The 21461-nt window shown below is 71.9% G+C and carries 20 protein-coding genes; 9 read left to right on the top strand and 11 right to left on the bottom strand.

What is annotated here, in order from left to right; genetic code table 11:
- Positions 1-7 precede the first annotated feature (7 nt).
- Positions 8-601, top strand: a complete 594-nt coding sequence (locus OJ962_RS08935; RefSeq protein WP_202957262.1) for a hypothetical protein — start codon at positions 8-10, stop codon at positions 599-601.
- A 10-nt stretch (positions 602-611) separates the two neighbouring features.
- Positions 612-1187 (top strand): alpha/beta hydrolase family protein, encoded by a 576-nt coding sequence (locus OJ962_RS08940; RefSeq protein ID WP_202957261.1) that lies wholly within the window; start codon positions 612-614, stop codon positions 1185-1187.
- Here OJ962_RS08940 and OJ962_RS08945 read toward each other — a convergent pair.
- Positions 1184-1594, bottom strand: a complete 411-nt coding sequence (locus OJ962_RS08945) for a hypothetical protein (RefSeq protein WP_202957260.1) — start codon at positions 1592-1594, stop codon at positions 1184-1186. The two genes, OJ962_RS08940 and OJ962_RS08945, sit on opposite strands and share 4 nt — an antisense overlap.
- Before the next feature lie 53 nt (positions 1595-1647).
- Entirely contained in the window at positions 1648-3063 is a 1416-nt protein-coding gene (gene pdxR / locus OJ962_RS08950; protein ID WP_202957259.1) for a MocR-like pyridoxine biosynthesis transcription factor PdxR, read from the bottom strand.
- Positions 3064-3108: 45 nt separating this feature from the next.
- Between pdxR and OJ962_RS08955 the strand changes: the two genes are divergently transcribed.
- Positions 3109-4269, top strand: coding sequence for an NAD(P)-binding protein (locus OJ962_RS08955; protein ID WP_202957258.1), 1161 nt, complete (start codon positions 3109-3111; stop codon positions 4267-4269).
- On the opposite strand, the gene OJ962_RS08960 is transcribed toward OJ962_RS08955, so the two are convergent.
- From OJ962_RS08960 to OJ962_RS08980, 5 genes are read right to left on the bottom strand one after another with little or no spacing between them, the layout of a single operon-like run.
- Positions 4229-4660 carry a hypothetical protein gene (locus OJ962_RS08960; protein ID WP_202957257.1) on the bottom strand — a complete coding sequence of 144 codons (432 nt, stop codon included), beginning with the start codon at positions 4658-4660 and terminating at the stop codon, positions 4229-4231. The genes OJ962_RS08955 and OJ962_RS08960 overlap by 41 nt on opposite strands.
- Positions 4645-4992, bottom strand: a complete 348-nt coding sequence (locus OJ962_RS08965) for a hypothetical protein (RefSeq protein ID WP_202957256.1) — start codon at positions 4990-4992, stop codon at positions 4645-4647. Before OJ962_RS08965 ends, OJ962_RS08960 begins: the two co-directional genes overlap by 16 nt.
- On the bottom strand, positions 4989-5405 hold the full coding sequence (locus tag OJ962_RS08970; RefSeq protein ID WP_202957255.1) for a hypothetical protein: 417 nt from the start codon (positions 5403-5405) through the stop codon (positions 4989-4991). Before OJ962_RS08970 ends, OJ962_RS08965 begins: the two co-directional genes overlap by 4 nt.
- A gap of 41 nt (positions 5406-5446) precedes the next feature.
- Positions 5447-5713, bottom strand: coding sequence for a hypothetical protein (locus tag OJ962_RS08975; RefSeq protein ID WP_202957254.1), 267 nt, complete (start codon positions 5711-5713; stop codon positions 5447-5449).
- The gene (locus OJ962_RS08980) at positions 5710-6582 is read right to left on the bottom strand and encodes a HEAT repeat domain-containing protein (protein WP_202957253.1); all 873 of its coding nucleotides are present in this window, start codon (positions 6580-6582) and stop codon (positions 5710-5712) included. Before OJ962_RS08980 ends, OJ962_RS08975 begins: the two co-directional genes overlap by 4 nt.
- A gap of 140 nt (positions 6583-6722) precedes the next feature.
- Here OJ962_RS08980 and OJ962_RS08985 point away from each other — a divergent pair, with 140 nt between their 5' ends.
- Complete coding sequence (locus OJ962_RS08985; RefSeq protein WP_270006296.1) at positions 6723-7061, top strand: hypothetical protein; 339 nt, start codon at positions 6723-6725, stop codon at positions 7059-7061.
- Here the strand turns inward: OJ962_RS08985 and OJ962_RS08990 are convergent.
- Both OJ962_RS08990 and OJ962_RS08995 read right to left on the bottom strand, forming a co-directional pair.
- Positions 7038-7241: a hypothetical protein gene (locus OJ962_RS08990; RefSeq protein ID WP_202957251.1), complete on the bottom strand. Its 204-nt coding sequence runs from the start codon at positions 7239-7241 to the stop codon at positions 7038-7040. The two genes, OJ962_RS08985 and OJ962_RS08990, sit on opposite strands and share 24 nt — an antisense overlap.
- Before the next feature lie 18 nt (positions 7242-7259).
- Positions 7260-8300, bottom strand: a complete 1041-nt coding sequence (locus tag OJ962_RS08995; protein WP_202957250.1) for an HpcH/HpaI aldolase/citrate lyase family protein — start codon at positions 8298-8300, stop codon at positions 7260-7262.
- Positions 8301-8320: 20 nt separating this feature from the next.
- Here OJ962_RS08995 and OJ962_RS09000 point away from each other — a divergent pair, with 20 nt between their 5' ends.
- The 3 genes from OJ962_RS09000 to OJ962_RS09010 all read left to right on the top strand — a co-directional run bounded on the left by OJ962_RS09000 (position 8321) and on the right by OJ962_RS09010 (position 15527).
- Complete coding sequence (locus OJ962_RS09000; RefSeq protein WP_202957249.1) at positions 8321-8821, top strand: MaoC family dehydratase; 501 nt, start codon at positions 8321-8323, stop codon at positions 8819-8821.
- Between the two features lie 190 nt (positions 8822-9011).
- On the top strand, positions 9012-10811 hold the full coding sequence (locus OJ962_RS09005) for a phosphoenolpyruvate carboxykinase (GTP) (protein WP_270006297.1): 1800 nt from the start codon (positions 9012-9014) through the stop codon (positions 10809-10811).
- Positions 10812-10820: 9 nt separating this feature from the next.
- The gene (locus OJ962_RS09010) at positions 10821-15527 is read left to right on the top strand and encodes an NAD-glutamate dehydrogenase (protein ID WP_202957248.1); all 4707 of its coding nucleotides are present in this window, start codon (positions 10821-10823) and stop codon (positions 15525-15527) included.
- Here OJ962_RS09010 and OJ962_RS09015 read toward each other — a convergent pair.
- Positions 15487-15897 (bottom strand): hypothetical protein, encoded by a 411-nt coding sequence (locus OJ962_RS09015; protein ID WP_202957247.1) that lies wholly within the window; start codon positions 15895-15897, stop codon positions 15487-15489. The two genes, OJ962_RS09010 and OJ962_RS09015, sit on opposite strands and share 41 nt — an antisense overlap.
- Positions 15878-16510 (bottom strand): YkgJ family cysteine cluster protein, encoded by a 633-nt coding sequence (locus tag OJ962_RS09020; RefSeq protein ID WP_202957246.1) that lies wholly within the window; start codon positions 16508-16510, stop codon positions 15878-15880. Before OJ962_RS09020 ends, OJ962_RS09015 begins: the two co-directional genes overlap by 20 nt.
- Before the next feature lie 41 nt (positions 16511-16551).
- On the opposite strand from OJ962_RS09020, the gene OJ962_RS09025 reads away from it, so the two are divergent.
- Positions 16552-17646, top strand: a complete 1095-nt coding sequence (locus tag OJ962_RS09025; RefSeq protein ID WP_202957245.1) for a saccharopine dehydrogenase family protein — start codon at positions 16552-16554, stop codon at positions 17644-17646.
- A 56-nt stretch (positions 17647-17702) separates the two neighbouring features.
- A complete protein-coding gene (locus OJ962_RS09030) occupies positions 17703-21452 on the top strand; it encodes an alkaline phosphatase family protein (protein ID WP_202957244.1) in 3750 nt (1249 codons plus the stop codon).
- Positions 21453-21461: the final 9 nt, after the last annotated feature.

Genomic DNA, 21461 nt, shown 5'->3' on the forward strand with positions numbered 1-21461 from the left:
GGCGGCTATGCCCACCACCTTCAGCGTTCAGTACGAGGGTCGCACGATCGAGGTGGTGCCCGACGCGATCACCGAGCGCGACCGGGTGCGGCTGCTGGTGGACGGCGAGACGGTTGCGGGGAGCAAGGCGAACGGCCGGAACACCGTGCTGGCTGGCGACGGGCTCGAGGTGCGCGCCGTTATGCCGTTCTGGGGCGGCAGCGTCACGAGCGCGTCGCTGGTCGTGGAGGACGGCGAGATCGAGCTCGAGCCGGAGCCCGGCACGCGCGCGGCGCGCCGGGCCGCGTTCGCCCGCGCCCATCCGAAGCTGTACGCGTCGCGGCACGTGGTCTCCGGCGCCGCGCAGGTGGCGGCGGCGATCATCGGCTTCACGTTCCTGCTGGGACTGCTGCCGGACATCTCGATCGACCTGCCGGACATCCCGCTCCCGGCAATCGATCTGCCCGACATCCCGTGGCCGTCGGTCGACCTGCCGGACATCGCGGTGCCGGGCTGGATCAAAGCGATCGCCGAGTCCAAGCAGTACTGGCTGCCGATCCTGGTCGGCCTGCTGCTCGCCAGCCGCGAGCTCAAGCGGCGGAAGCAGCTGCGCCGCGGCTAGCCTTCACGGCTTGCTCGAGCTCGACACCCCGCACGGTCCCGCGCGCGCCCACCCTCACCTCGTGGACGGCGCGTCGACCGTGCTCGTGCTCGGCCACGGCGCGGGCGGCGGCGTCACCGCGCCGGACCTGGTGGCCGCGACGCAGACCGCCAACGAAGCCGGCGTCTCCGTCTACCTGATCGAGCAGCCCTACCGCGTCGCGGGCCGCAAGTCCGCGGCGCCGGCGCCGCAGCTCGACGCGGCCTGGACGGCGGTCTGCGCGGGGCTGCCGATCGAGGGTCTCACGCTGCTCGTCGGCGGCCGCTCGTCCGGCGCCCGCGTGGCCTGCCGGACGGCCGAGGCGGTCGGCGCGGCCGGCGTGCTGTGCCTCGCGTTCCCGCTGCACCCGCCCGGCCGGCCGGAGAAGACACGGCTGCCCGAGCTGGAGGGCGTGAAGGTCCCGGTGCTGATCGTCCAGGGCGAGAGCGACCCGTTCGGGATGCCGCCCGAGGCCCCGGATCGCACCGTCGTGCGGCTGCGCGGCAACCACAGCCTGCGCAGCGACGTCAACGGGCTGCGCGCCGCGGTCCGCTCGTTCCTCGGCTAGAGCGCGGGAACGACCGCGACGTCGATCAGCCGCGCGCACGTCGAGCGGGCGCGCGCGGGGGCGAGCATCAGCTCGTCGAGCACGCCGCGCAGCGTGCGCGCCGCGAGCGTGGGGGAGAGCCGCGCCGGGCGGACGCTGACCGCGCATACGAGCCGCACGTACGCCGTGCCGCGCTGGGCGGCGACGCGCTCGACCTCGAACGAGTCCAGGTGGTAGCCGTCGCCCTCGAGCGTGGCGTGCTCGTGACGGTGCTCGAGGTCACCGAGCAGCTCCACGCACCAGTCGGTGTCCGTCCGTTGCGCACAGAGACAGTCCACCGCCCAGACGCCGACCACCTCCGCGCGTTTGACGACGCGATCCTGCAGTTCGGTGGCTGGGCGTGATGCTGCAGCTGCGGTCGCGGCCATGGGTCTCTCCTGATCCCGATCTCCGGCCTCGGTCTTCCCCAGCCCTCGGTCATTTACACCTGAGCGGCGGCGAGGAGAGAGATGGCGCGCTCGACGGCAGGTTCGGCGAGCGCGCCGTAGCCGAGGACGAGCCCGCGGGAGCCGCCCGGCTCGAAGCGGTGCAGCGCGAGCGGCTCGACGCCGACGCCGCGGGCCGCCGCGCGCTCGGCCGTGGCGTGCTCGTCGAGGTCGCCCTCCGCGAGCACGAAGAGGCCGGCCGGCGGCGCGGGACGGACCGTAAGATGCGGGAGCCTGGCCGCGAGCGCGGTGAGCAGCGTGGCGCGCCGGCTGGCGTAGGTGGCGCGGGCGCGGCGCAGGTGGCGGTCGAGCTCACCGCGTTCCAGGAAGTCCGTGAACGCGAGCTGCGTGATCACGTCGTTGGCCGTGGCCTCGATCGCGCGCGTCGTGGTCAGCGGCCAGGTGAGCCAGCTGGGCGTGAGCATCCAGCCGAGCCGCAGACCCGGCGCGAGCCGCTTGCTCGCGCTGCCGAGCAGCACGACGCGCTCGGGCGCGAGGCCCTGGACGGCGCCCGGCCGCTGCTCGGAGAGCTCGGTGTCGTAGTCGTCCTCGATGATCAGCGCTTCCTGGTCGGCCGCCCAGTTCACGAGCGCGGCGCGGCGGTCAGGGCTGAGCGCGACCCCGGTCGGGAACTGGTGGCCGGGCGTGACGAGCACGGCGCGAACGCCGTCGAGGAGGTCGACGCGCACGCCCTGCTCGTCGACGGGAACCGGGACGACTGTGAGCCCGGCCTGCTCGATCGCGAGCCGTGCCGGGTGCCAGCCCGGGTCCTCGACCGCGATCTGCTCCGCACCGGTCATGCGCAGATACCGGCACAGCTCCACGAACCCGGCCCGGAAGCCGCCGCACACGATCAGGTGCTCGGGGTCGGCGGCCGCGCCCCGCGTGCGGGCGAGCTGCGTGGCGAGCGCCTCGCGCAGGCCGGGCAGGCCGCGCGGGTCGGGCTCGCCGAGAGTGGCGAACGGCGCCGTGCGCCAGGCCGCGCGCAGTGACCGCAGCCACGCGTCGGCGGGAAAGCCGGCGAGGTCGGGGACACCGGGCCGCAGGTCGTAGGCGAACGCGGGCAACAGGCTGCGCGCGGGCTCGCGCACGCGCTGCTGGACAGCCGCGGCGACGCGCACCGGCGCGCCCTGGCGCAGCGCGAGATAGCCCTCGGACGCGAGCTGCCCGTACGCCTCGGTGATCACGCCGCGCGAGACGCCGAGCGCGGCCGCGAGCGCGCGCGTGGACGGCAGCGCCGCGCCCGCGGGGATCCGCCCGGCCTGGATGCTCGCGCGCAGCTGGCGCTCGACCTGCTCGTGGAGCGGCTCGTCGCCACCGCGCTCGAGCGGTCCTACCGGCCCGGCCGCCGGCGGCGCGCCGGCCTGACCGCGCTCGGGCGGCTTCCCAACTGGACCTCTCCGAGCGGCCACAACTGGCACTGTAAAGCTGACCAGCTTCGGCGTAGCTTCCTGGGCATGGAGACCATCACGATCGTCGGCGCAGGGCTCGCGGGGCTGACCGCGGCGATCGCGTGCGCCGAGGCCGGTGCGCCGGTCGTGCTCTACGACGCCCACGCCGAGCCCGGCGGCCGCGCGCGGTCCCTGGACGCGCCGTACCGGGCGAACCTCGGGCCGCACGTGCTCTACAGCGACGGGGAGCTGTGGCGGTGGCTGAAGGAGCGCGAGCTGCTGCCGCCGGTGGCGGGCGCTCCGCTCACCGGCGTGCGGCTGCGCTGGGACGGTGCGATCCACCGGACGCCGCCGCTCGGGCTGATCCCGTCGGTGCTCAAGCTGCGCGGGCGGCGCCCGCCGGTCGACGAGTCGTTCCGGTCGTGGGCCGCGAGCCACGCCGGCGATCGCGCCGCGGAGCTGCTCTCCTCGCTCGCGGGCGTGTTCACCTTCCACCACGACCCGGGCGAGCTGTCGGCGGCGTTCGTGTGGGAGCGGACGGGCCGGATCGCGAGCCCGCCGCCGTCCGTGCGGTTCGTGATCGGCGGCTGGAGCGCGCTCGTGCACGCGCTGGTGAGCCGCGCGCGTGCGTTGCACGTCGAGTTCCGGCTGGGCGAGCGCGTCACCGAGCTGCCGTCCACGCCGGTGATCGTCGCGCTCGAGCCGGCCGACGCCCGCGCGCTGCTCGACGACGACTCGCTGCGCTGGCCGAGCGGGCACACGGTCTGCATCGACCTCGGGCTCGAGGGCCGTCGCGGCGACCCGTTCGTCGTCTCCGACCTCGACGAGTGCGGCTGGATCGAGCGCTTCTCGGCTGCCGACAAGACGGTCGCGCCCGCCGGGCACGAGCTCGTGCAGGCGCAGATGCCGGTCCGCCCGGGCGAGCCGATCGAGGCCACGACGCGCCGTCTGGAGCGGATGCTCGACCTCGCGTTCCCCGACCGCGCGGCCCGCACCCACTGGCACCGCCGGATGGTGATGGACGGCCGCACCGGCGCGCTCGACCTCCCCGGGACCACCTGGCGCGACCGCCCGGCGCTCGATCGCGGTGACGGCACCACGTTCATCGCGGGCGACTGGGTGGCCGCGCCGGGACTCCTCGGCGAGGTCGCGTTCAAGAGCGCGGTCGAGGCGGCGGCGCTGGCCGTCAGCGCGGCGAGCGTGGTTTCGCTGCGGCGCGCGGCCTGACCAGCGCGGCGGCCGCCGCGGCGGCGACCGCCAGCGCCGCGGACGCGATCCACATCGACACCGGATAGGCGAACGTCTCGAGGCCGTCGCTGCGGACGGCCGACGGCGGGGCGAGCAGCCACCAGACCACGAAGGCGCAACCGAGCGCGAGCGCCGCCGCGACGATCGCGGCCACCGTGCGGTCGGGCCAGCGCAGCACGAGCGCGCCGCACAGCGCGGCCGACAGGCCGAGCCCGCCGGCGACGTCGGGCACACGCGCGATCCACTCCGGGCCGAGCCCGAGCGGCCCGGAGCGCTCGTCGCTCGCGCCGAACAACGTCAGGTCGTCGACGGCGCTGAGCTGGGAGAACACGACGGCGACGAGGCCGGCGGCGATCAGGAGCAGCCGCACGAGGCCCGGCGTTCCGCGTCGATCGTCTCGGCCTGCAGCGGATCCATCCACAGCTCCCAGCGGCCCGAGGCGGACTGGCGCTCGTCGCGGAAGTGGTACGGGCGGCACCCGCCGAATTCGCGCGTGCGTAGGGTGAAGACGCCGCCGAGCACGGACGAGATGCGCCGGCGCGGCCAGCCCAGCGCGTCCTCGATCGCCGGGAACGGCCGCGGCTCGTCGGGCGTGCGCGCGAGCTCGTGCAGCAGCGCGCGCATCAGGTCGCTGCAGCGGTCGTGGAAGGCCGCGATCTCGCCGGGCTCGTCCATCGCGTTGTCGGGCGCGTGCTCGTTCACTCGTCCTCGATCGGCCTGCCCAGAAAGGCCTCGATGGCGAGGAAGGTGGCCTTGTGGGCGAGCGGGCCGAGGCGCAGTGCGGCACCGTCGTCGGTGTCGCGCACACTGACCGCCAGGTGGACGCGCTCCAGGCGCGCCGCCTGCTGGGCGGCACGCGCCTTGCCGCTCTGGCCGTGGTAGTGCGCGTCGATGCCGAAGCGGCCGCCCTCGACGGGCCAGATGCTCAGCTGGTCGGGCGCCCAGGTCGGGCCGGTCTCGGCCGGGAGCGCCATGTACGGCACGAGGTCCGTGCGCGCGTCGCGCTCGCCGATGTTGCGCCGCGCGGACCACGCGCGGTCGTCCGCGGCGGGCTTGGGCGGCGTGGTCGGCACGATCTCCGTGCTCGGCGGCTTGTCGTTCTTGCGGCGGCGCACTGGGATCAATGATGCCGCGCGATCCGCGCGGGTCGCGCGGGTCAGGCGTCATCCACGTCCCAGTCGAACGCCCGGCCGAGCTCGACCGCGACCGTGTCGGCAAGCTTCCCGAACAGCTTGTCGGTCGCCTTGTCCTGCCCGGCCGGCATCGACAGCGTGAGCGACTCGTCGTCCCAGCCGATGTCCAGCCCGCTGTCCTCGAGCCGCTCCACGCGCTCCGGGCCGAACGCGACCTCGATCCGCTCCCACTCGTCGGCGACGCGCTCGCTGCCGACCGTCGCGCCGCTGTAGGTGATGTCGACGCTCATCGCCTCAGCGCCCGGATCGCGCGCTGTCGCGCTGTGCGCCCGAACTCCGAGCGCGGCGCCATCGCCTCCAGCGCGGGCAGGGCCGCCGGATCGCCGAGCTTGCGCAGCGCCTCGGCGGCGTGCCCCTCGAGCTCGGGATCGTCCAGCCGCTCGATCAGCGGCTCCAGCGCCGGCGCATAGCGGGCGCGGCCGAGCGCGATCAGCGCCATCTGCGCCGCCATGCCCTGGCGCGGGTCGGTCGCGAGCGGCAGCAGCCGCGGGGCGAGGTCCGTGCGGTTGAGGTCGTGCAGGGCGTTGCCGACGCTCCACCGCCAGTGCTCGGGCAGCTCGAACCGCCCGAACTCGCGCAGCAGCGCCTCGGTCAGCCCGGGCGGGTCCGGAACCACCGCGAGCAGCTGCAGGATCCAGTGCTTGTGGTGCTCGGAGCGCTCCAGCCAGTCCACCAGCAGCGGCGCGTACGGGTCCGGGTTCGCTTGGATCCGCTCGGCGGGGTGCCCGTCGAGCGGTGCGCCCGCCGCCGCGAACTCGGCCAGCATCCGCTCGTACTCGGCCTCGGCCGCGGGGTCGGGCTCGGGCAGCTCGCCGCCGCTGAAGTCGATCACCTCGGTCTCGGGCGGGTGCAGCAGCCACTTGAGCCAGTTCATGCTCGGGCCCTTGTACCCGCGCCAGAGCGCGACGAGCGTGAAGATCAGCCCGTGCTGGCCGAAGCTGACCGACCCGTCCTCTGCGCGCACCCACTCGACGGCGAGCCGGTCCACGACCATCCCGGTCGTGGCACCGTCGCCGATCTCCACGTTCCAACGCTCGTTCTCACGACTGGAGCGCCGCAAGCTGACGAAGCGCCCGTCGCCATGGACGACGTCGAACACGCCACGTCGCTCGTGAAACCCATTCGCGAGCCGTCGTCGCTCGGGTGCACCGCCACGTGCCACTCGATCTCGTTGCCCTCCAGTGCGCGCAGCGCCGCGAGCAGCTCGTCGAACACGCGCTCGAGCGTAGCCTTGCGCCGGTGACCGGCCGCCCCGTGGACCTCGGCTTCTCGATCGCCGACGCCGAGGAGGTCGAGCTGGCCCATGACGGCGACGACCTGACGGTCAGCTTCACCGACTGGGCGGACCGGCGGCGGAGCGTGACGTTCACGGACACGGTCGCGCTGCGCTGGCAGCGCGCGGACGACGTCGCGCCGGGCGAGGCGTACGACGGTGCCAACGAGATCGCCGACTCGCCCTGGCTCGAGCGCCACCGCCAAGCCGGCGAGGCCACCGGTGAGCACCGCCACCTCAAGCTGAACTTCAACGCCGCGGGCTGCCTGGAAGTCCTGTGCTCAGCGGTCGCGCGCCCGCAGTAGGCCGAAGCCGAGCACCGCCGCCCAGACGACGCCGGCCACGAGCAGCAGCTGCGCGTACGGCGACGCGGTCTCGCCGCGCACGAGCTGAACGATCACGGCGATCACCAGCACGAGCGTGAGGACGTTCCCGATCGCCCGCTCGGCGGCGTGCTCGACCTGTTTGCGGGCTGCGCGTTCCATGCCGCCGAACCTACCCAGCTACTGCCCGTAGGCCTCGGCGAGCTCCGGGTCCTTGCGCGCCAGCATGTCGGCGAGGTCGACGAGCACGCGCGCCTGCTTGTAGGTCGCGTCGTCCTGCATCTTGCCGTCGAGCATGTGCACCCCGGAGCCGTCCGGGATCGCCTCCAGCACGCGGCGAGCGAAGCGGACCTCCTCCGGGTCGGGGGAGAAGACGCGCTTGGCGATCGCGATCTGCACCGGGTGCAGTGACCAGGCGCCGACGCAGCCCATCAGGTAGGCGGCGCGGAACTGGGCCTCGCAGCCCGGCTCGTCGCGGATGTCGCCGAACGGGCCGTAGTAGGGGAAGATGCCGGCCGCGGTGCAGGCGTCGACCATGCGCGCGAGCGTGTAGTGCCACAGGTCCTGCTGGTAGGAGGGCCGGGCGATGTCGCCGTCGGGGTCGGCCATCACGAGGTAGCCCGGGTGGCCGCCGCCCACGCGCGTGGTCTTCATCCGCCGTGAGGCCGCGAGGTCGGCCGGGCCGAGCGAGATGCCCTGCATGCGCGGTGACGCGACGGCGATCTCCTCGACGTTCGCGACGCCCGCCGCGGTCTCCAGGATCGCGTGGACGAGAATCGGCCGCTGCAGCTCCGCGCGCGCCTCCAGCTGGGCGAGCAGCCGGTCGACGTAGGCGATGTCCCACGGACCCTCGACCTTCGGGATCATCACGACGTCGAGCACGTCGCCGATCTCGGTGACCAACGTCACGAGGTCGTCGAGCACCCACGGCGACTCCAGCGCGTTGACGCGCACCCACAGGGGCGTGCCACCCAGGTTGGCGGAGCGGCCCACCTCGACCAGCCCGGTGCGCGCCGCCTCCTTGCGGTCGGCCGCCACCGCGTCCTCCAGATTTGCCAGCAGGATGTCGGCCGAACGCGCCATCTCCGGTACGCGGGCGCGCAGCTTCTCGTTGGACGGATCGAAGAAGTGGATCATCCGCGACGGGGTCGTCGGGATCTCCCTGACCGGTGCGGGGGCGCCGACGGCGAGCGGCGCGAAGAACGACCGAGGGCTGCGCATCAGGGGCATCATGCCGTGCCATGAGCCCAGTCGACACCGATGGACCGACGCGCGAGGCCTCCGGCGCGCACCCGTACGGCCGCTACCTGGAGGAATTCGAGGTCGGCGCCGTCTACAAGCACTGGCCGGCGAAGACGGTCACCGAAGCCGATGACCACCTCTTCTGCCTGCTGACGATGAATCACCACCCGTTGCACATCAACGATGTCTACGCAGCCCAGTCCCAGCAGGGCCGCAACGTGGTCGTCGGCCCGTACGTCTACAGCCTCGCGCTCGGCATGAGCGTCTCCGACATCTCCGGCAAGGCGATCGCGAACCTCGCCACCGAAGCGCTCAGCCATCCGGCGCCGGTGTTCCACGGCGACACCCTGTTTGCCGAGACGGAAGTCCTGGAAATCACCCCCTCGAGGTCAAAGCCGGATCGCGGAACGGTGAAGGTCCACACCCGCGTCCTCAACCAGGACGGAACGCTTGTGGCGGAGTTCAAGCGCCTTGTGCTCGTGCCCAAGAAGCAAGTTTGAACGTCACTGGCAAAACCTCGCAGAGCGGGCCACCCAATTGTCTGGTGGTGTTCGCGGGTAGCTTCCCCTAAGCTGGAGAAGGCGGAGTGATCGTTTTGGCGCGTCGGCGTTCTCGGCGCGGCGAATCGGTCTTCGCATTCCGTGAAGGTTTGTACTGACCAAACAAACCCTAGAGAGGCTGATCTCACCAGTGGCCATCGAGACGTCCGTCCCCACCAAGCACGCAAAGCTCCTGGCATGGGTGGAGGAGGTGGCCGAGCTCGCGCAGCCGGCCGCCATCCACTGGTGCGACGGCTCGGCGCAGGAGTACGACAGCCTCTGCGCCGAGCTCGTGGAAGCGGGGACGTTCGAGAAGCTCTCGGAGGCCAAGCGGCCGAACTCCTACCTCTCTCGCAGCGACCCCAACGACGTCGCGCGCGTCGAGGACCGCACCTTCATCTGCAGCGAGAAGGAAGCGGACGCCGGCCCGACCAACAACTGGCGCGACCCGGCCGAGATGCGCGAGGTCCTCAAGGACAAGTTCGCCGGCGCCATGCGCGGCCGCACGATGTACGTGGTGCCCTTCAGCATGGGTCCGCTCGGCTCGCCGATCGCCGAGATCGGCATCCAGCTCACCGACAGCGCCTACGTGGCCGTCTCGATGCGGATCATGACCCGCATGGGCAAGGGCGCGCTGGAGGTGCTCGGCGACAGCGGCGACTTCGTCCCCTGCCTGCACACGACGGGCTCCCCGCTCGAGGAGGGCGAGACCTCGGGCCGCTGGCCGTGCAACGAGGAGAAGTACATCGTCCACTTCCCCGAGACGCGCGAGATCTGGTCCTACGGCTCGGGCTACGGCGGCAACGCGCTGCTGGGCAAGAAGTGCTTCGCGCTGCGTATCGCGAGCGTCATCGCGCGCGACGAGGGCTGGCTCGCCGAGCACATGCTCATCCTCAAGCTCACGAGCCCGGAGGGGAAGGTCAAGTACGTCGCGGGCGCGTTCCCGAGCGCGTGCGGCAAGACCAACCTGGCCATGCTCGTGCCGACGATCGAGGACTGGAAGGTCGAGACGATCGGCGACGACATCGCGTGGATGAAGTTCGGCGACGACGGCAAGCTGTACGCCGTCAACCCCGAGTACGGGTTCTTCGGCGTCGCGCCCAACACGGCGCGCAAGACGAACCCGAACGCGATGGACACGGTGGAGCGCAACACCATCTTCACCAACTGCGCGCTGACCGACGACGGCGACGTCTGGTGGGAGGGCATGTCCGGCGAGACGCCCGAGCACCTGATCGACTGGAAGGGCAACGACTGGACGCCCGAGCACAACGACGGCCCGGCGGCGCACCCGAACGCCCGCTTCACGACGCCCGCCGCGCAGTGCCCGAGCATCGCCGACGAGTGGGAGGACCCGAACGGCGTGCCGATCGACGCCTTCCTGTTCGGCGGCCGCCGCTCCTCCGGCGCGCCGCTCGTGCGCGAGGCCTTCGACTGGGAGCACGGCGTGTTCCTGGGCGCGACGATGGCGTCCGAGAAGACGGCCGCGGCGGCCGGCAAGGGCGTCGGCGAGCTGCGCTTCGACCCGTTCGCGATGCTGCCGTTCTGCGGCTACCACATGGCCGACTACTTCCAGCACTGGCTGGACATGGCCGACCATAAGAAGGCCCAGCTGCCGAAGATCTTCCACGTCAACTGGTTCCGCAAGGACGACGACGGCAAGTTCCTGTGGCCGGGCTTCGGCGAGAACTCGCGCGTGCTGGCCTGGATCTTCCGGCGCTGCGACGACGAGGCCGAGGCGTTCGAGACCCCGCTCGGCTACGTCCCCGAGCCCGAGCACCTCGAGCTCGGCGGTCTGGACCGCCGGCGCGTGGCCGACGCGCTGTCAGTCGACCTTGACGAGGCGCGCTCCGAGCTGGACCAGACGCAGGCCCATCTGGCCCAGTTCGGCGACAAATTGCCCGAGGAGATCACCGCGCAGTTCAACGCGTTGAAGGAGCGCCTGAGCTAGCGTGCAGGCATGAGCCTCGCGGAGGAGACCGAGGCCGGCCCCGACGATTACCGCGAACGTCTACTCGATCTCGCCGAGTCCAACGGCGGCGAGATCGCGCGCGCCTTCGCGGGCGCCTACGTCCGCCGGCTGTCCACCGATGGCAGCATCTCGCCCGAGCACCTGTGGGCGGAGATCCACGGTGTCCTGAAGTTCGCGGACACCCGCGGCCACAAGCCGGTCGCCGTGCGCGCGTTCAACCCGACGCTGGCCGACGACGGCTACGAGCCGCTCGGCAGCGTGCTGGAGACCAACAGCGACGACTGGCCGTTCCTGGTCGACAGCGTGAGCGCGGCGCTGGAGGCGCGCGGCGAGCACGTCGCGCGGCTCGTGCACCCGATCATCGGCATCGCGCGCGAGAACGGCGCGATCAGCTCCGTCAGCCACGCGCGCAACGCGGCGCACCGCGAGTCGGTGATGCACTTCGACCTGACCCGCCGCCTCACCGCGCACGAGTTGGAGGAGCTGCAGACCGACGTCGAGACCGTCCTGCACGCCGTTCGCAGCACCGTCACCGACTTCGGCGCGATGACCCAGCGCGTGGAGTCGATGATCTCGCTCGCGCGCAAGGCGTCAACGCGCTATGACAGCGACGAGATCCGCGAGGCGGTCGACTTTCTCGCCTGGCTGCTGCGCGGCAATTTCGTCCTGCTCGGCGCGCGCGAGTACGAGATCACGGGCGACGCCTACCGCTGCGTGCCCGGTTCCGGCCTCGGCATCCTCGCCGACGAGGAGCGCTCGGCCTACAGCACGCCCGTGCCCCTGTCGGAGCTGCCGGAGGCGCTGCGCGTGCTGGCGACCAGCGGCGAGCTGCTGATCGTCGACAAGGCCAACGCGCGCTCGCCCGTGCACCGGCACGAGCGCATGGACTACGTCGGCGTGCGCCGCATCACGCCGGACGGCGAGATCGCCGGCGAGGCGCGCCTGCTGGGCCTGTTCACGAGCAAGGCCTACACCGAGCCGGCGTCGGAGACCCCCGTCCTGCACCGCAAGCTGCGGCGCGTGCTCGAGGCCGAGGACCTGATCGAGGGCTCCCACGACTACAAGTCCGCCGTCTCGCTGTTCGACACCTTCCCCAAGGACGAGCTGTTCGCCGCGCCCGTGGACGACCTTCGCCGCGCGGTGGTCGCCCTGCTCGCGCTGGAGGGAACGGACCGCGTACGGCTGCTCGGCCGCCGCGCCCGCGACGGCCGCAGCGCCGCGTTCATCCTCGCCCTCCCGCGCGACCGCTACCGCGCGCTGCTGGTCGAGCGCGTCACGCGGCTGTTCAAGCGCCGCTTCAAAACGAAGGACGTCGAGGCCCAGCACATGCTCGGCGAGGGCGGCAGCCGCGTGCGCGTGCACTTCCTCGTGCACGCGCCGGACGGGCTGCCGGAGATCGCGAACGCCGAGCTCGAGCGCGAGGTGGTGCAGCTCGCGCGCACGTGGGACGACGCGCTGTCCGCGGCCCTGGCCGAGCGCTTCGGCCCGGCCCGCGGCCGGCTGCTGCGCTCCATCTGGGCCGCGCACCTGCCCGAGCACTACAAGGGCTACACGTCGCCGCAGGTCGGCGCGCTGGACATCGCGCTGCTCGAGCAACTGTCCGAGCAGGGTCCGTTCCTCGTGTCGCTGCAGCCGCTCGCCGCGCACACGCGCATCGCGCTCTACAAACGGGGCCCGAAGGTCGAGCTGGGCGAGGCGCTACCGATGCTCGAGGACCTCGGGCTGCGCGTGATCGAGGAGATCTCCACCCGGCTGACCGGCGAGGACGAGACGTGGGTGCAGGAGTTCCGCGTGCTCGGGCCGGACGGCTCCCCGCTCGACCTCGATGCCGTCGGGAACCGCGTCGCGGAGCTGCTCGCCGCCGTCCATCGCGGCGCCGCCGAGACCGACAACCTCAACCGGCTCGTGATCACGGCCGGGCTGGACCGGCGCCAGGTCGCGATCCTGCGCGCGTACCGCAAGTACCGTCAGCGCGTCGGCACGCGCTTCACCGAGAGCTACCAGAACGACGTGCTGGTGGCCAACAGCGCGCTCACGGCCAAGCTCGTGCGCTTCTTCGAGCTGCGCTTCGACCCCGAGCTGGAGACCGACGAGGAGGCCGAGGCCGCGCTACGCGAGGAGATCCTCGCCGATCTCGAGGAGGTCGCCTCGCTCGACCACGACCGCATCCTGCGCAACCAGCTGACCGTGATCGAGGCGACACTGCGCACCAACGCCTACAACAGCGACCGCGAGGCGCTGGCGTTCAAGATCCGGTCGGCCGACGTGCCGGCGGTCCCGCAGCCCGCGCCCTACCGCGAGATCTACGTCTACTCGCCGGACGTGGAGGGCATCCACCTGCGCGGCGGGCCGATCGCCCGCGGCGGGCTGCGCTGGTCGGACCGGCAGGACTACCGCACCGAGGTCTTCGGGCTGATGCGCGCGCAGCTGACCAAGAACGCCGTCATCGTGCCCGCGGGCGCGAAGGGCGGCTTCTACATCAAGCGCGGCGACGACGTGGAGCGCCACTACGTCACGTTCATCCGCTCACTGCTCTCTGTCACCGACAACCTCGTGGACGGGATGGTCGTGCCGCCGCCCGCGGTGCGCGTGCGTGACGGCGACGACACCTACCTGGTCGTCGCGGCCGACAAGGGCACCGCGACCTTCTCCGACACCGCGAACCGCGTCTCCCGGGAGTACGGGTTCTGGCTGGACGACGCGTTCGCGAGCGGCGGCTCGGCCGGCTACGACCACAAGGCGCTCGGCATCACGGCCAAGGGCGCGTGGGAGTCGGTCAAGCGCCACTTCAAGGAGCTCGGCGTCGACACCCAGCGCGACGAGTTCACCGTCGTCGGGATCGGCGACATGAGCGGTGACGTGTTCGGCAACGGCATGCTGCTCAGCGACCGCATACGGCTCGTGGCCGCGTACGACCATCGCCACGTCTTCATCGACCCGTCGCCGGACGCCGCGCGCGGCTTCGAGGAGCGCAAGCGGCTGTTCGAGACGCCGCGCTCCTCCTGGGACGACTACGCGCGCGAGTTGATCTCCGAGGGCGGTGGCGTCTACCCGCGCACGGCGAAGTCGATCACGTTGAGCCCGCAGGCGCGTGAAGCGCTGGGCGTCGAGGAGGAGCGCCTGGCGCCCACCGACGTCATCCGCGCGATCCTGCGCGCGCCGGTGGACCTGCTGTGGAACGGCGGGATCGGGACCGTGGTCAAGGCGAGCACCGAGACCGATGCCGACGCTGCGGACCGCTCCTCCGACGCCATCCGCGTCAACGCGGACGAGCTGCGCGCGAAGGTCGTGGGTGAGGGCGGCAATCTCGGCTTCACGCGCCGCGCGCGCGTCGAGTACGCGTCCGCCGGCGGGCGCATCAACGCCGACTTCATCGACAACTCGGCCGGCGTGGACTGCTCCGACCACGAGGTCAACCTGAAGATCCTGCTCGGCCTGGCCGAGCGCGCCGGCGAGCTCACGCGCGAGGAGCGCGACGAGCTGTTGTTCCAGGTCACCGACGACGTCGTCGCGCACGTCCTGTACGACTCCTTCCAGCAGGCGCAAATCATCGCCCAGGAAGTCGACCGGTCGGCGTCGCGGCTGTTCGCCTACGAGGACCTGATGGTCCAGCTCGAGGAGTTCGGCATGCTCTCGCGCGCGGCCGAGGACCTGCCGGGCTCGGAGGAGATCGGAGAGCGCCGGCGGGCCGGCCGCGGCATGGAGCGGCCCGAGCTCGCGACCCTGCTCGCCTACTCCAAGCGCCTGCTGGCCCGCGCGCTGGAGGAGTCCGACTTCGTCGACGAGCCGTGGCTGGAGCGCGACCTGCGCGCGTACTTCCCTGCGCCGGTCGTCAAGCGCTTCGGCCACTTGATCGCCGAGCACCCGCTGCGCACGCAGCTGATCTGCATGGTCAACGCCAACGCGATCGTCAACGCGCTCGGCCCGACCTTCATGTCCCAGCTGGTGGCCGAGCGCGGCGCCGTGCCGGCGGACGTGGTGCGCGCGTTCCGGATCGCGCGCGAGGTGACCGGCGCGGACGCGCGCTGGGAGGTTGTCGAGCGCCTGGACGCCGGCTCCCGCGACGCGCAGCTCGAGCTGATGGGCAGCATCGACTCCCTCGTGGAGGCCACGACCCGCTGGTATCTCACCTGGGAGCCCGAGGGCGAGATCGCCGCGACGATCGCCGCCGGCCGGGACGGCTTCGAGCGGCTCGCCGCCGCCCTCGGCGAGCTGGGGTCCGAGGAGCGCAGGCGCCGCCGCGAGCAGACGGTGGAGCGGCTGGTCGGCGCGGGTGTGCCCGAGCCGCTGGCCCAGGCCCACGCGCTGCGCCCCGAGCTGCGCTACGCGCCGGACATGGTGTGGGTCGCGGGCGCGACGGGGCAGCCGATCGAGCGGGTCGCCGAGGTCTTCTTCGACGTTGGCGCCGAGCTGCGCCTGGACTGGATCGAGGGCGAGCTGGACCGCATCCCGGCGCCCACCCGCATGCAGCGCTGGGCGCTCCAGGCCGTGCGTGAGGACGCCGCGCAGATGCGCCGCGAGCTGGCCGGCGCGGTGCTGGCCGAGTCCGACGGCGACGTCGACGCCTACCTGCAGGAGCGCGGCGCGGCCCTGCGCCGGTTCACGAGCTTCCTGCGCTCTCTGACCCGGGAGGGCGAGCCGGACCTGGCGGGCCTCACCCTCGCGGTCCGGCAGCTGCGCGCGCTCGCCGGTTGATCCCGTGGTCTGAGTCGTTGCCGGCGTTGCCCTGCGTGGAGACGTAGCGGCCGGCGCGCACGCCGGCGACGGCCTCGCGCATCGGCTCGTAGGCGTCCGGCTTGCCCTTGCAGACCTGCTGGACGCCGAGGAAGATGCTCGTCGCCGCGCGCAGGCGGCTCATGCGCTCGAAGCGCTCGGTGTCGGCGAGGGCGAAGTAGGCGCGCTTGCCGAAGCGGTTGACGTGGCGCTCGTCGCCGCACGTGAACTCGTACGGGTGCGCGGTGACGAGCTCCAGCCGCGCCTCGTAGTCGATCTGGGTGCGCGGCGGCTCGGCGGCGCCGCAGCCGGCGAGCACCAGCAGCGCGAGGCTAGTCGCGACCGTGCGCATCCATGAAGATCTCCACGGGCCCGCGCGCGGCTCTGGCGAAGTGCTGGTCGAGGAACTCCGTGTTGGGGATCATCGCGTCGAAGTCCTTCCAGATGCGATCGTCCTCGACGCAGCTGTACTTGCGGCAGACCGACGGGCGCTCCTCGTAGATCGTGCAGAAGTGGGTCTCCTCGTGGGACTTGTGGCAGTAGCCGCCGGAGCCCTGGCGGTTGAAGTACGGGCGGCCGAGGTCCCACTTGAGCGGCCCACCGCGCTCGATCTCGTCCACGGTGAGCGGGAAGCTGAAGCTGCAGCAGGCGCCGCGGCAGTAGGGGATCCGGGCCTCGCAGTCGACTTCCAGGCCGGGGTCGACCAGGTCCTCCGGCGTGTCCTTTCGGACCTTGATCCCGACATCGACGTTCCGGCCGCTCTTGTGGGTCTCCGTGCGGACCGTCTCCACCATCGCGAGGAGCTCCTGGCCGTCGAGCAGCCCGTTCTGGACGAGCAGCGCGGCGAGCCCGTTGGCGAGCGCGTTGGCGTCGTCGACGTGTTGCGCAGTCTGGGTTATGGCGCTGTGGACGAACTGGTTGCCCCGGTCGACCTGGCGTTCGAGCTCGTTCAGCGGTTCGGCCATGTGCACGACCCTAGTCCCGCCCGGCGCTAACGTCCACCGCCGTGTACGACATCGTCGTCTTCGGCGCGACCGGGTTCGTCGGCCGGCTGATCGCGGAGTACCTGGACTCCACGGACGCGGACGTGGCGCTCGCGGGCCGCTCGCGGGAGAAGCTCGAGGCGCTCGGGATCGACCGGCCGCTGATCGTCGCCGACGCCGACGACCCGGCCGCGCTGGCGCGCAGCGCGCGGGTGGTGGCGACGACCGTCGGGCCCTACCGCAAGGGCGGGCTCAAGCTCGTCGACGCGTGTGTGGAGGCGGGCACCGCATACTGCGACCTGACGGGCGAGATCCTGTTCGCGCACGAGGCGATCGCGCGCCACGAAGCGGCGCGGGCGTCGGGTGCGCGGATCGTCCTCTCGTGCGGGTTCGACTCGATCCCGTCGGACCTCGGCACGTTCCTGCTGCACCAGGCGGCGGGCGAGCTGGGCGAGACGACGCTGGTCGTGAAGGCGCTGCGCGGCGGCGCGTCCGGCGGAACGCTCGCGTCGATGAAGGGCCAGGTCGACGAGATGCGCGGTGACCGCGCCGCGCGCAAGGTGGTCCTCACGCCCAACTCCCTCGGCGGCACCGACCGCTCGCGCGACGTGCGCTCGGTCATGCGCGACCCCGAGCACGGCTGGGTCGGCCCGTTCGTGATGGCGTCCTACAACACGCGGATCGTGCGGCGGTCCTCGGAGCTGCTCGGCTACGGGCCCGCCTTCACCTACCGCGAGGTGTCCGCGTACGGGAACCCGCTGGTGGCCGCCGGCTTCACCGCCGGCCTCGGCGCACTGGCCGGCGGCCTGGCGTTCCCGCCGACCCGCTTCCTGCTCGACCGGGTCCTGCCCGGTCCGGGCGACGGACCGTCGGAGAAGGCCCGCGCCAACGGCCACTTCAAGGTCGAGGTCCACGGCGCCGGGCATGTCGCCACGGTCGCCGCCAAGGGCGATCCCGGCTACGCCGCGACGGCCGTGATGATGGGCGAGAGCGCGCTCACGCTGGCACGCACCGAGGGGGAAGGCGGGGTGCTGACGCCGGCCGCGGCGATGAGTGACGCGCTCGTCGAGCGGCTCCGTCGCGCCGGGATGACGCTCGCGGTCAAATCGTTCACATAATCCGCACGCTGCGGCGTAGGCTTGCGTTCCTGATTTCCAGACGATCAGGAGGGTTCATGGAGCGACGAGTGCCGATGGTCGCGGCAGTGGGAGCCGCGGCTGCGCTCGCGGTCGGGCTGGCAGCGCCGTGGAGCGGGGCCGACGCGAACGGGGGATGGCAGGACGGCCGCGACCAGAGTGGCAAGCTGCTCTTCTTCGCCGCTGACGGCCTGACGCAGGACCGGCTCGAGGACTTCGCCGACCAGGGCGTGACGCCGGGCTTCGCGAAGCTGCTGCGCCAGGGCGCGCGCGCCGACGGCCACGGCCTGCTCACGCAGGCGCCGCCGAACACCGGCGCGGGCTGGTTCACGCTGGCCACCGGCGCGTGGCCGGGCGTTCACGGATCGACGAACAACACCTTCCACACCAACAACACGGCGTACAACCCGGCCAGCCCGAACAACACCGGCTTCAGGGGGTCGCGCTCGTTCTCCAGCCCGGGCGTGCTCCAGGCCGAGACGCTCGCCCAGGCGGCCGAGCGCGGCGGCAAGAAGGTCGCCCAGATCGAGTGGGCCGGCGGGCGCAGCGGCGCCATCAACGGCCCGACGGTCGACTACCGCAGCTTCTTCTCCGGTCGCGGCGTGGCCACGAACTACATTGCGCCGTCCGACAGTGAGTCGTTCACGCGCCAGTTCGGCCTGCAGTTCGACCACCCGCAGGGCTTCGCCGGCAACGCGCCGTTCCCGGGCGCCGCGCCGGCCAGCGCGACCGGCTGGACCAGCGTCCCGCGCTCGTTCAGCGCCCCGAAGGAGATGCGCCTGCGCGTCATCGACTTCGGCACGGACAAGTACGGCCTCAACGCGTACATCTACGACTCCACCAACGACCGGCGCACGAACTACGACCGCGTCCTGTTCAGCCGCACCAAGAGCGGCGCGAAAGCCGACCGGGTCGCCGACCTGGCCGAGGGCGAACCGTTCGCGGACGTGAAGGTCAAGATCGTCGGCGGCGCCAACGAGGGCAAGACGGCCTCGTTCCTGGTCAAGGTCGAGCGGCTACGCAAGGACCTTTCGCAGGTGCGCCTGTTCCACACGTCGGTCACGCGCGCGCTGGCCACGTGGAACGGCTTCTCCGAGCCGGGCTTCACCGGCTCCTTCGAGGACTACATCGCCGAGAAGTTCCCCTCCTCGCAGGCCGGCGACTTCGCCGTGCTCGAGGCGGGCATCGTGTCCGAGGACACCTACATCGAGCAGAGCGAGTACTGGGCCGAGCTCTACCAACCGCTCGCCGAGTACGTGATCACCAAGTACCAGCCGGACCTCGCGCTCGTCGGCGACCCGCGCACGGACGAGATCCAGCACCAGTTCCTGGGCCTGGTCACGAAGAAGCTGCCCAACGGCGCGCGCAACCCGGCCTACGACGACACGAACGTCGACGGCTACAAGGACAACCGCGTCAAGCAGCGCGAGCGCTACATCCGCGACGCCTACAGGGGCGCGGACAAGACGATGCGCCTGGCGCAGAACCTCATGCGCGAGCGCAATCTGACGACGTTCGTCGCCTCCGACCACGGCTTCGCGCCGCAGTTCCTGGCCATCGACGCCAGCAAGGTGCTCGTGGACCTCGGTCTGCTGTCGACGCCGCAGACCGGCAATTGCACGCTGCCCGCGACCGAGACGATCGGCAAGGCGAAGGTCTGCTACGCCGGCGGGGCCGCGCAGATCTACCTCAACCGCGCGGAGCGCGACACGGCCACGCCCGGGCTCCAGCAGGTCCCGGCGGCCGAGGAGGCCGCGACGGTCGCCCGCATCCGCGCCGCCTTCGAGGCGCTCAAGGACGACAACGACTGGAACGGCGACGGCCGCCCCGAGCAGTGGGAGGTCATCGACCGCACGTACACCAAGGCCGAGGCGCGGGCCATCCCGAACGGCCCGAAGACGACGGCCGACATGGCGCACCCGACGCGCACGGGCGACCTGGTCGTGTTCGCGTCCCCGCCGTACCAGTTCGACGGCGCGACGCCGGGCACGCTGTTGGGCCTGTCGGCGTTCTTCGGCCAGCACGGGTACGTGCCCGACCTCCAGGACCGGCGCGCGAACGTGAACATGCGCGCGACGTTCCTGGCCGGCGGCAACGCGATCAAGAGCGGCAAGGTCCGTGACCTGCAGTCGATCGACCTCGCGCCGACGGCCGCGTACCTGCTCGGCGTCCCGGCGCCGCAGCACAGCCAGGGCGTCGTCCGGCGCGACCTGCTGGGCAACGGGCGTGACGTGACGCCGGTGAACATCATCGGCCTCAACGACTTCCACGGCCAGCTCACGCCGTCGACGTTCGGCTACGACACGCTGCAGGCCTCGGTCGGCGGCGCGGCACAGCTGGCGACGCTGTTCGACGAGGAGGCGTTCGCGCTGCCCGGCGACACGCTGCTGGTGTCCGGCGGCGACAACGTCGGCGCGTCCCCGCCGATCTCCTCGCTGCTCGAGGACATGCCGACGATCGACGTCATGAACGCGTGGGGCATGGACGCGACCGCGTTCGGCAACCACGAGTTCGACTTCGGTCCGACGCGCATCCTCAAGCAGCAGGCGGCGTCGAACTTCCCGTGGCTGTCGGCGAACATCGTCCAGACCTCGAACAACCAGCCGCCGTCGTACGTGAAGCCGTCGACGGTGATCCGCGTCAACGGCGTTCAGGTCGGCCTCATCGGCGCGACGGTCAAGAGCACGCCCGAGCTCGTCGCGGCGGGCAACACCGCCGGCCTCGCGTTCCTGGATGAGGCCGAGCGGATCGAGCGCGAGTCGAACATCCTGCGCGCGCGCGGGATCAAGGTCCAGGTCGTGGTCATCCACGAGGGCGCGACCGCCGGCGAGAACGCCGTCGACGGCCGCCCGGCCGCCCCGTGGGCGGGCCCGATCATGCAGATCGTCGAGAAGCTGCAGAACACGACGATCGACCTCGTGGTCGCAGGGCACACGCACCGCGCGGCCAACACCGTGGTCGGCAAGATCCCGGTGGTGGAGGGCTACAACGCCGGCGTCTCCTACTCGGTCGCCCAGATGATGGTCGACCGCACGGGCGACGTCGCCTGGACCGGCGCCGCAACGCGCACGGCCAAGAACCTCGGCGTCAACTCGCGCACGGACGTGAAGGCGATCGTCGACAAGGCCGACATCGACACCGCGCCGCTGCGCAACCAGGTCATCGGCCGCCAGTCGATCGACATCCTGCGCGACGATCCGGCGCGCTTGAAGGAGTCCGCGATGGGCAACATGGTCGCGGACGCCATGCGCGCGCGGTACCCGGGCGTGCAGGCGGCGCTGACCAACTCGGGCGGCCTGCGCCAGGATCTGCGGATGGCGCCGACCGGCGCCGAGGGGGTGGGCGAGATCACGTGGGGCGAGGTGTTCGGCGTGCTGCCGTTCGGCAACCGCACGACGATCCTCACCGTGGCCTACGAGGACCTCGTGGCCGCCTTCCAGAACGGGTTCCGCCCGCCGTGCGGCGACACGAGCGTGAGCACGGGTCGCACGCCGCAGTTCTCGGGCTTGCAGGTGCAGATGCACTGCACGGGCACCACCCCGGTGATCGACAACATCTGGCTCACGCCGGAGGGCGTCAACGGTCCCAAGAGCCTGCTGGCGCCGGGCAGCTCGGTGCGCATGGTCATCCCGGACTTCATGTACACCGGCGGTGACGGGTACACCTCGTTCGCCCGCGGCACGAACGTCCTGCAGCCGGGCGACGGCCTGCTCGAGGTGACGATCGACTACATCACGGCGAACTCGCCGGTCGCGCCGGTCGTCGACGGCCGCCGCATCGGTCCGTGATCCCTGAGC

The sequence above is a fragment of the Solirubrobacter deserti genome, from assembly GCF_027587175.1.
Taxonomy (GTDB): domain Bacteria; phylum Actinomycetota; class Thermoleophilia; order Solirubrobacterales; family Solirubrobacteraceae; genus Solirubrobacter; species Solirubrobacter deserti.